Raw genomic sequence first — 9,978 nt, forward strand, 5'->3', positions numbered from 1 at the left:
AGGCGCTCATGAAACCCACGGTCGCCGCAAAATAGGTGCGACGAAGCGAGCGCGAAATCTCCGGCAAGCAGGCAATCAGGCGGATGTGATGAACGGTCGACCCCCACTCCGTCGAGCTTCGCTCGACACCTCTCCCCCGATCGACGGGGGAGAGGAAATAGCGTTGCGCCCCATCAACAGCTCGCTCGTGCCACACGACAGCGACCCGGCCGTGCCACACGACAGCCAGGCCCGTTGCTCCTATCTCGGGACTGCGCAGGGACGCGCTGGCCGCGTCGTTGCGGGAGGGACTTGAATTGACGTCGACGCCAATCGCCGCAGCCGAAGCGAAGAGCTTGCCGATTGGCGCGCTGCTAGGCGCCATGGTGTCGATCCAGATCGGCGCCACCTTCGCCAAGGGCCTGTTTCCGCTGATCGGCGCCAACGGCACCACGGCGCTGCGGCTGGTCGTCGGCGCGCTGATGCTGGCGGTGGCGCTGAGGCCGTGGCGGGTGCGGCCGTCGCGTGCTGTGCTGCCCTGGCTCATCGCCTATGGCGTGAACCTCGCGGCGTTGAACCTTTTGTTTTATGCAGCACTCGCCAGAATCCCGCTCGGCGTCGCGGTGGCGCTCGAATTCTCCGGTCCGCTCTTGGTGGCGACGCTGTCGTCGCGGCGCGCCGCCGACTTTGTCTGGGTGGCGCTGGCCGTCGCCGGCATCGTGCTTCTGTCGCCCTTCATCCACTCCGGCAGTGCGCTCGACCCGATCGGCGTGATGCTGGCGCTGGCCGCCGGCGGCTGCTGGGCGCTCTACATCGTCTTTGCGCAGAAGGCCGGCGCCGAACTCGGCAGCGAGACAACCGCTTACGGGCTGATCATCGCGGCCGCTATCGCCCTGCCGTTCGGCATCGCCGAGGCAGGCGCGAACCTCATCGCCCTTCGATCCTGGTCAGCGCGCTGCTGGTCGGGCTGTTTTCCAGCGCCTTGCCGTTCTGGCTGGAGATGGAGGCGTTGACCCGCATGCCGGCCAGGCTCTACGGCACGCTGACCTGCCTGGAGCCGGCGCTGGGCGCGCTGGCCGGCTTTCTGTTCCTGCACGAAATCCTGAGCCCGCTGCAATGCGCGGGCATCGCCGCCGTGGTCGTCGCCGCCTTCGGCGCAGCGCTGACCACCAAGCCGCCGGTGCCGTCACCGGAATAGTTGCCTGCAGCCGAGACGACTACCTGCCCGACGCGTGAATTTTCGCTATACCTGCTGACTGGCGCGGGGGCGGGGATGTCGGTTTCAACTCGGTTAGCGGCTTACAAAGCCTATCTCGAAGCAGAATTTTCAGAGGATCCGCCAAGTCTTGGCTGGCGAGTTCGCGCCCTGCTCACAGGCCATCCATCCAAGGGATTGGCTATGTTGGACGACGGATCTTATCGCAGTGGCGACTATTTCCGACTCACCTTGTACCGACGCCGGATTGAGGCGCGAAATCTGTCTCTTTCGCAGGTTCTTTCCAACAAGCTCGACCAGAAGCTCTGGCTCGATGTCGTGATGCCGTCGGTCGCTCCACCGACCACACACTATCTCGCCGGTCGAAAGCTCATAAGCCTCAGCGGCGATGGCGAGGTCCAGGATCAGCGTGCTCTGCTCGCGCTGCTGGCCGAAAAAGGCGAATTGTTCATAAAACCGTCGGGCAAGGGGCAGGGTGCAGAGGCGTTACGACTTGTGCAGACGCCCGACGGGATTCTCGCCAATGATAGGCTCGTTGCCGCGCCTCAATGGCTGGAGGGGTTCTCGAGGAAACATATCAATGGCTACATCGTGTCGGACATCATTGCTCAGGGAGCATGGAGCGAGGCGTTCTTTCCCAGGACATTGAACACGCTTCGCGTTTTGACCGGGACGCATTTTTCGGACCACCGGCCGATCGTTCTCGCTGCTACAATGAAGATGGGCAGGCCGGCAACCTACCCCACCGACAACTGGAAGAAGGGCAGTGGCGGGGTTGCGGCCCTTGTAAATGTCGATAGCGGTATTCTGTCTGCAGGTTTGTTCTACAACAAAAAGACCAGGCAGCGGGATACCATTGAAGCCCATCCCGAAAGCGGTGCGCGGATTCTTGGTGCGTCCGTTCCCAACTGGTCGGTGGTGAAATCGATAATGCTGAAGCTTGCAGCAATGTTACCGTTTCCGGGCCTCGTTGGTTGGGATGTGGCACTGACGGAAGCGGGCATCGTTGTCGTCGAGGGCAATATCCGCCCCGGCCTGGATATCCATCAATGCCATGGCAGCTTGAAGCAGACCGCCGAGCAGCGCGCTTTCTGGGCGGAGATGCGCATGTAAGGTCATTGGAGCGCCACCCCGACGGCTCTACAAACAATTCGATCCGTTATATGCAAAGCTTGGTTTGCCCGAGAATTTCGAAGAGGAGTGACAGCGGTGCATTACCTGGCCACGCTCGGAACGATAGTCGCTGTCGGGCTGGCTGTGGTCGTCGCGCTGGCAACTTTCGCCTGGCGTCGGGCGCGTAAGCGTCGCAAGGCGCAGCGCCGTCAAAACCCGGCAAATGACTACGTTGTGCGCCAGGATTGGTCGGTCAGCCACGACAGCCTCAACCACTCATCCTTCGTCTATTTCGATATCGATCGCGACGGCAGATACGGCCTTGGGGACCGTCCGATGGGCGGCGTTATGGTCAGGCTGCACGATGCCAACGGCCATTTCGCTTCCCAGGCGCGTACCAACCGCAGCGGCTTTGCCAATTTTACCGTGTCGACCAAACACGGCAAGGCACCGATCCACTTGCCGGGCACCTATCGGTTCACGGTCTCGGTGCCGCCGGGCTGGCGCGCAAGCAGTTCCAACGAAATCCAGTCGCAGCACTTTCAGCCGTTGCCGGGCTCACCCGCCGGAATGGTCTCGGAGGCAATGCTGCAGCCTGTCGGCCTTTTCCCGATACGGCGCCTTGGTGGGCATGCAACGGCACCGGCGACCATATCCGTGGAGAAAAAAGGTCGGATTCTGGCTGTACACCCGGTTGGCGATGGCGAGGATTTCAGCCTCGATCTCGCAGATGATGCGGACGCGATCGTCGTAGATGGCCGTGGTTTCGCGCGCAGACTGGCTTTGTCAGCCTATCCGACCGCTCTTGGCCTGCTTTCGTCCAAAATCCCAGGCATCGCCGACGACGCGCCCCTGCAAACCATCGGGTTCGACGATGTCACAGCGCGCGATTTTCGAAAGCTGCCGTCAGGCTATGCCGGGTTCAACTGGTTCAACGTCAATGCCATTTCGCGCGATTACGTGAAGGATGGCGAAGGCTATGTGAACGGCAATGTTTCGGGAGACCACGTCTGCTACACCAGCAGCGGACACCCCGCCGAATTCAGCAGCGAAAGACCTTTTGGTTTTCACTCCGTACTTCTGGCTGCGGCGTGGTTAAAGTCCGAGGGGGAAGTTGCGCGGATCGAGAGTTGGCTCGGCGACCAACTGATTGCCAGCGATGCCATTACTCTGTCTGCGCTGACGCCCGTTCACTACGCGCCGATGCTCGGTCAGGTAACACGTGTGAGATTTTCAACCAGGCGCTACTGGCAACTGGTGTTGGACGACCTGATTGTCGCCCGATGAGCTATGTATTAACGGAAGCCTGGCCGTTAGCCGTTAGAGCTTGCCTGCTCGCCAAGCTTATTACTGAGGGATGGGACCGGAAATAATGATCGGGCCGTTTTCAGCCGTAATGGTCGAAAGGTTCCCCTTTTTCACAAGCACTGGCTTTGAATAAGTTTTCTTCATTTCATTTCCCCACTCATATATCCCACGATAATGTCACACGGCCTATTGTTGTCAACCTTTAGGCGCGGCTATCCCCGGTTGGCCTTTTGTCGCCGATGCGCTTACCTGCAATCCACCTTCATCGAGAAACCGTTGTTCTTGGCTCCGCATGGCGCGGCTGAGGATAGGGTTGCGGTGCGGGAAGCGTCCGAAACGGCGGATGATGTCGCGATGGTGTTTGGCCCGCTTCAGGCCAGCGCACCATAGGCGCCGCCCAGCCGTTGCAATTGCAGCTAGCGGTTGCAAAATATCAGACTTAAGTCTGACAATTTTATAAAAAAGGTCTGTATCGGCTGAGACAAGGGTCGTAAGCCGCTTTCGCAGAACGTCGATTTTGTGGATGCTGTTCTGGTAACAACGCCATTCCGGTTGTGGACAGATCGGATCGGTCCTCGCTGACGGGAGAGGAACAGATTACGCGCTTGCGCCAACTCTGCTGGCTTGCCTTGCGGGCGTCGACGACGCTCGCCCTGGTTCTTGTGCCCTATCACCTGAGCTTTGACGGCGCCGCCAAGATTGCCGCCAGCAATGCCTTCGCCAAGGATGGCGGCAATGGCGGCGGCGGCGGCAATGGGGGCGGCGGCGGCAATGGCGGTGGCAACGGAAATGGCGGCGGCAACGGCAACAGCGGTGGAAACGGTAACAGCAACAGCGGCGGTAACGGCAAGGGCAAGGGCAATACCGGCGCCGGCAAGGCCAGCCATGTAAATTCTGCAACCGGCGACCAGGTCGAGGTCGACGCTACCGGCATCACGGTCACTCATCCCAACGGCATGAAGGAAGATATCCACAATGGCCGGTTCACGATGAAGGATGCGCTCGACCGCACCATCATCGAACGGACGGCGACCGCCGCCGATGTGGCACGTTTGAAAAGTTTGTGAGCCGCTTTCGCACGGATGTTTTTTCCTCAGTACCTCGTGCGGACGGGTGTCGTCCGTGCCCCGCGCGTCAACTCGCGCGCTCCCGCGCCTCGCGCATCAGCAGCGCCGCCTCGGTGCGGTTGCGGACATTGAGCTTGGCCAGAACCCGCGTCATGTGATGCTTGACCGTCTTCTCTTGCAACGAAAGCCGTGCGGCGACTTCCTTGTTGCTCAAGCCTTCCGCCACCAGGCGCAGGATATCGGCCTCGCGGCCGGTGAGCTGCTGAATGGGATCGGCCTTGCGGTTCGCCGGCTGCAACAGGTCCGACAGAAGCCGGGCCGACAGTGTCGGCGAGACATAGCTTTCGCCAGCCGCGACATTGCTGAGGATTTCGGCCAGCGCCTTCGAACCGACGCCTTTCAGCACATAGCCGCGCGCGCCGGCATTGAGCGCCTGGGCAACGTCGGCGTTGGCTTCCGACACGGTCAGCATGACGACCTTCTGGCCAGGGTGTCCGGCCATGATGTTTGCCGCGGCGGTGAGCCCGCCGCCCGGCATGCTGATGTCGAGCAGCACGATGTCGGGGCGCATGGCCGCGACCAGCCTTTCGGCATCCTCGGCACTGGCGCCTTCGCCGACGATTTCGAAACCACCGATCTCGCCGAGGCTGCGCGCTACACCCTCGCGAAACAACGGATGGTCGTCGATAATGGCAATGCGGATGGCGTGGGTCACGATTGCTCCTCAATGGTCAATGTTATCACCAGTCGTGTGCCTTGTGGGCCGGATACGGTTTCGAACTGGCCGCCGATGCTCTCGATACGCTCCCTGAGACCGGCAAGCCCAAGGCCCTCGCTTCTTGCCGGGTCGAATCCGGGGCCGCCGTCGAGCACCTCGACGAACAGTTTGCCGCCTTTCATTGCCGCTTTCACCGCCTGATCCCTGCCTTTTCCGTGGCGATAGGCGTTGTTCAAGCCTTCCTGGACAAAACGATAGATGCTGATCTTCTCGGAAGGACCGGGTTCGCGCAAGCGCTTCGGCAGCGTCAGCAAAACCGAGGTTCCGGTCCGCCGTTGGTGTTCGGCGACGGCCAGCCGCAATATGTCCAGCACCGCCGCCGTCTCGATCTGCGGCAGGACGAGACCGTTGCAGATGCCGCGTATCTCGCGGATCGCTTCGTCAAGCGTTTTGTGGATGTCGGCGATCTCGGCTTCGCGCAGCGCGGTGGAGGCGCCGGGATCAAGCAAGATCGGGCTGTCCATCCTGAGTGCCGCCAGCGCCACGAGCTGGGCCGGCCCGTCGTGAAGATCGGCGCCGATGCGCCTGAGATAGCGTTCGTTGAGCGCGGTGGCGCGCCGCGAGGCGTGCTGCACGCGCTCGCGCAGCGATGAATTCTGCGACAGCAGCGCCCGCAATTCGGCGATCTTGGCCTCGAGCGCCGCCCGTTGGGTTTGGATGGTGCGGCTGCCGCGAAAGACGATGCCTGACAAAAGCACCAATGCCGCCGCCGTGGCGCCGGCCACGACCAGCCAGCTTTGCCACAGGGCGGCGTTCAGCGACGACTCGAAGTCGTCGGCAACTTCGTAGAACTCCGAAACGGCGACGACTTCGCCCGACCAGGGTTCGCGCACCGGATTGTAGATTTCCAGCAGCGGTCCAGCCACCGTCTTTTTCTCGTATCGGCTCTCGGCGTCGTCGTCGAGGTCGTTGTACTCGGCCACGACATTGCCGCTGAAGGCGGAGACCAGGTTGGCGTTCGGCTCGAACACCTTGCCGATCAGCGTCGTATCCTTGGCGTAGAGGATCGTGCCGTCGCGCCGCCACAGCTTGAACGACGCCAGCCGCTTGCCGAGCGCACCCTGGTCGAGCGTTTCGTCGAGCGCCCGCTTGACGGTATCGTCGAGCTCGCGGCTTTTGCGCATGTCGGGCAATAGCGGCGCTATCACGCTGTCGACATAGAGCGCCGTGGTCGCGGCGGAATTGCGCATGACGCCTTGCCGGATTTGCGAGGTCACCCACACGCCGACCACCAGCATCACCACCAGCAGCCCGATACCGCCGGCAATGAGGAACTGCAGGGCCAGCGACAGTCTGCCCCAACGCGGCAAGAACTCTCCTAGGAAAACCCCAAGCAATCGCACGATCCACCCTTCCCACCCGTGCCTGTTATAGAGGCTCCGCAGCCTTTGCGACATTGTCTGTGCAAGATTTTGGTCTGTGCAAGATTTTTGGCCTGTGCAAGATTCTGGCCGCCGCGGTTCGGCATCCGCAGCACCGCCGCGCCGGGTATCTTACAGGGCCGGCGAAGCCGGACAGACCGGCTGTCGCGGGCATCTGCATTGGTTTCATTGCCGTCCCGTCCGGGCGTCGTGCGCGATTTGACCGGCCACCAACTGAAAAAGCTCGCCTCGCGAGGAGACCTGCAATTTGCGGTAGATATTGTTCATGTGGATTTTCAGCGTGCCTTTCGAAATGCCGAGATCGAGCGCGATCTGCCCGTTCGGCCTGTTGGCGGCGGCGAGCCGGGCGATCTCCATCTCGCGGACGGTCAGCAGCGACGAAAGCTTTCGCCATCTGATCCGCCGGGTGGCCTCGCTTTCGACAGCGTCACCGACGATCTCGGCGGGCAACCAGCGTCCGCCCGCGGCCACCTGACGGATACATTTGGCCAGCGTCTCGACCGTGGCTTCCTTGAACACGATACCGGCGACGCCCGCCATCACGGCATCATAAAGCTCGGCGTTGGAAGCGGTTGCTGTCAAAAGCACGCAGCGCGTGGTGAGCCCCAGCCTGCCGAGTTCCGCGGCGATTTCAGGTCCGCTCAGCCCCGGCATGCGCACGTCGAGCACCGCGACATCCGGCACCTCCTGCCGGATCATCGCCAGCGCGCTCCTACCGTCCAGCGCCGACCCGACAACCAGGAAGCCGGGATCGCGGGCTATTAGGTCGGCCAGCCCGTGCAGCAGCAGCGGATGGTCATCGGCGATGAACACCGTGGTGACCATGTTCAGTTCCCCTTATGGGACGGCGTGAACGGCGGCGGCCGCCGGCCTACAAAGCGCCATGCCGGAGCGGCGCCATTGTTTTCGTCCGGCTGAAGCGGCAATCGCCTATGCTTAATCATCAACAGTATTCCTCCACTGAAATCAAAGCACTGCGGTCTTGCGCCCAAGGGCGGCTCCCGCGTTGCTGTGCCTATGCCTGCACACCTCCTGGCCGGAAACGGCCCCCGACCCCGAACCCGGCCCGCTCCTCCTCATATGGGAGCCATCCCGGCATTAGCATCGTGCTTCCGACAAGAATTAGCAAATACGTAATCAACCTCCACGTGCTGCCGGCAGCAAGGTACTTGGCCGCGGACTGAAAGCAGACGCGATGCCGCCGCATAATTGCCGGCCGGTCGCTTGATGAGACCACGGCACTGGTTCCAATAATCTCGTCCAGGAAAGTAAAATTTGACGAATTTGGAAACAATTCGGTCGTGTCAGAGGAATTCGACTTGAATATGAAAGAGATTTACCGGCGTTGAATTTGCGTTCGCGTCTATAACCACGGTTATATGGACGCACCAATTGCAACCTGCGTAATATGGTTAGGGGAATGTTAATGCTCAGGCGGTCGACGTAGATCGCGCGAGTTTTGGGGTATGGGGCGTGAGCGTGACAGTCAGTCCGACGACGGATCGATTCCGTCATCCGGGGGTAGTTGTGTCTGGCGAACGGGCGCAGCCGCCCCGCCAAGGCCTTCCCTGTTCAACGCCGCTTATGTCACGAACGGCTCTTTGCTGGCGATGCCGCGTTCCGCGGGCACGCCCGGCGTTGCAATAGGTCTGGGGTAGTCAGCCGCCTTGTGCGGCCAACAAGGGAACGCGCTTGCAAGCGCAAGGGGAGTTAAGAAAATGGCCGATACCGTAGTCGATATCAGTGGTGCAACCACCTCCGCCACATTGACCGATGGCACCGTTTTCACAGCCGAGCCACAAGGCGACGCCGGTACAGGCAACTACGACACCTTCCTTGTGCTTGGTGCGAACGGCACGGAAAGCGGCTTCAACACCGATGGCACTCCGTTGCCGCTGGATGACAAACAGCAGGAGCATACGAACGCGCTTCTGCTGAGCGACATGCAGGTGGTGACCCTGGACGGCCACGACTATTATGTGTTCAAGCTCGACGCCAACGAGCCGAACAGCACCAAGGGGGAGTTGCTGTCCCTCAACTCATTGCAGATCTATTCGGCCTCGGATCCGAATATCACAACCCTTCCGACGCTTCAGACCCAGCAACTGCTCTATGATCTCGATGGGAACGCCACCGACGGCGACGTGACCGTTCAGTTGAGTGCCGGCAAGGACGCGCCGGCTGGCAGTGGCAAGGGCGACATGTTCGTCTACATCCCCACCAGCTTCTTCGACAACGCAACCGGTAACTATGTCTATCTCTATTCGGCGTTCGGCGATCCCAGCGATTCGGACGGCGGGTTCGAGGAATGGGGTGTAATCACCAAGGCCGGTGTCGACAACGCTCCAGCGGTCGCGATCGAGAAGACGGTCGAACCGGGCGAGATCAACGAAGGCGAGGCGACGACCGTCACCTACACCTACAAGGTGACAAACACGAGCGCGGACGGAGCAGCCGATCCGCTGACGCTGACCTCGCTGATCGACGACAATGCAACGCCAGGCGATGCCACTGACGACATCAACCTGCTCAACGGCTTCGTGGCCAACAGCACACATGGCACCCACTATGTGTCCGGCGACACCGACAACGACTACCTTGTCGACAGCAACGAGACCTGGATTTTCACGGCCGATGTCAACATTGCAGCCCACGATGCCGGCAGCAGCATCGTCAACACGGTCGTGGTGCATGCCCATGACGACGACACCACCAACGACGTGACCGCCACCGACGACGCGACGGTGACGGTGACGGATGTGGCGCCATCAATCCACGTCGCCAAGACGGCCGACCCGACCTCGATTGACGAGGGCTCCGCCACCGACGTCACCTACACCTATGAAGTGACGAACACGAGTGCGGCCGGCGCGTTCGACCCGCTGACATTGACCGGGCTTGTGGACGACAATGCAACGCCAGGCGATGCCGCTGACGACATCGATCTGCTCGATGGTTTCGTGGCGGGCAGCGATCACGGCACCCACTACGTGTCCGGCGACATCGATGACGACTATTTGGTCGACAGCGACGAGACCTGGACGTTCACCGCGACGGTCGGCATCGACGCCCAAAATGCCGGCAGCATCGTCAACACGGTCGTGGTGCATGGCCATGACGACGACAGCACCGACG

10 protein-coding genes are annotated in these 9,978 nt (G+C 61.3%); 6 read left to right on the plus strand and 4 right to left on the minus strand.

The window, feature by feature from the left end; translation table 11 throughout:
* Nucleotides 1-296: 296 nt before the first annotated feature.
* The 4 genes from H0241_RS28830 to H0241_RS28840 all read left to right on the plus strand — a co-directional run bounded on the left by H0241_RS28830 (nt 297) and on the right by H0241_RS28840 (nt 3,595).
* Complete coding sequence (locus H0241_RS28830) at nt 297-992, plus strand: EamA family transporter (RefSeq protein WP_407941781.1); 696 nt, start codon at nt 297-299, stop codon at nt 990-992.
* On the plus strand, nt 947-1,177 hold the full coding sequence (locus tag H0241_RS36495) for an EamA family transporter (protein WP_456238137.1): 231 nt from the start codon (nt 947-949) through the stop codon (nt 1,175-1,177). Before H0241_RS28830 ends, H0241_RS36495 begins: the two co-directional genes overlap by 46 nt.
* Before the next feature lie 75 nt (nt 1,178-1,252).
* Nucleotides 1,253-2,308: a sugar-transfer associated ATP-grasp domain-containing protein gene (locus H0241_RS28835; RefSeq protein ID WP_181061166.1), complete on the plus strand. Its 1,056-nt coding sequence runs from the start codon at nt 1,253-1,255 to the stop codon at nt 2,306-2,308.
* Between the two features lie 96 nt (nt 2,309-2,404).
* Nucleotides 2,405-3,595, plus strand: a complete 1,191-nt coding sequence (locus tag H0241_RS28840; protein WP_328824855.1) for a hypothetical protein — start codon at nt 2,405-2,407, stop codon at nt 3,593-3,595.
* 216 nt (nt 3,596-3,811) lie between these two features.
* On the opposite strand, the gene H0241_RS28845 is transcribed toward H0241_RS28840, so the two are convergent.
* The gene (locus tag H0241_RS28845; protein ID WP_407941783.1) at nt 3,812-4,045 is read right to left on the minus strand and encodes a DUF924 family protein; all 234 of its coding nucleotides are present in this window, start codon (nt 4,043-4,045) and stop codon (nt 3,812-3,814) included.
* 176 nt (nt 4,046-4,221) lie between these two features.
* Between H0241_RS28845 and H0241_RS28850 the strand changes: the two genes are divergently transcribed.
* The gene (locus H0241_RS28850; RefSeq protein WP_181061167.1) at nt 4,222-4,683 is read left to right on the plus strand and encodes a hypothetical protein; all 462 of its coding nucleotides are present in this window, start codon (nt 4,222-4,224) and stop codon (nt 4,681-4,683) included.
* A gap of 67 nt (nt 4,684-4,750) precedes the next feature.
* Here the strand turns inward: H0241_RS28850 and H0241_RS28855 are convergent, their stop codons facing one another.
* The 3 genes from H0241_RS28855 to H0241_RS28865 all read right to left on the minus strand — a co-directional run bounded on the left by H0241_RS28855 (nt 4,751) and on the right by H0241_RS28865 (nt 7,668).
* The gene (locus tag H0241_RS28855) at nt 4,751-5,398 is read right to left on the minus strand and encodes a response regulator (protein ID WP_181061168.1); all 648 of its coding nucleotides are present in this window, start codon (nt 5,396-5,398) and stop codon (nt 4,751-4,753) included.
* Complete coding sequence (locus H0241_RS28860; RefSeq protein WP_407941784.1) at nt 5,395-6,771, minus strand: sensor histidine kinase; 1,377 nt, start codon at nt 6,769-6,771, stop codon at nt 5,395-5,397. The genes H0241_RS28855 and H0241_RS28860 overlap by 4 nt, the downstream gene beginning before the upstream one ends.
* Nucleotides 6,772-7,008: 237 nt before the next feature.
* The gene (locus tag H0241_RS28865) at nt 7,009-7,668 is read right to left on the minus strand and encodes a response regulator (RefSeq protein ID WP_181061169.1); all 660 of its coding nucleotides are present in this window, start codon (nt 7,666-7,668) and stop codon (nt 7,009-7,011) included.
* A gap of 893 nt (nt 7,669-8,561) precedes the next feature.
* Between H0241_RS28865 and H0241_RS28870 the strand changes: the two genes are divergently transcribed.
* Nucleotides 8,562-9,978 (plus strand): hypothetical protein (locus H0241_RS28870; RefSeq protein ID WP_181061170.1); only part of this gene is annotated, 1,417 nt, incomplete at its 3' end.

The organism is Mesorhizobium neociceri (assembly GCF_013520985.1).
GTDB lineage: Bacteria > Pseudomonadota > Alphaproteobacteria > Rhizobiales > Rhizobiaceae > Mesorhizobium > Mesorhizobium neociceri.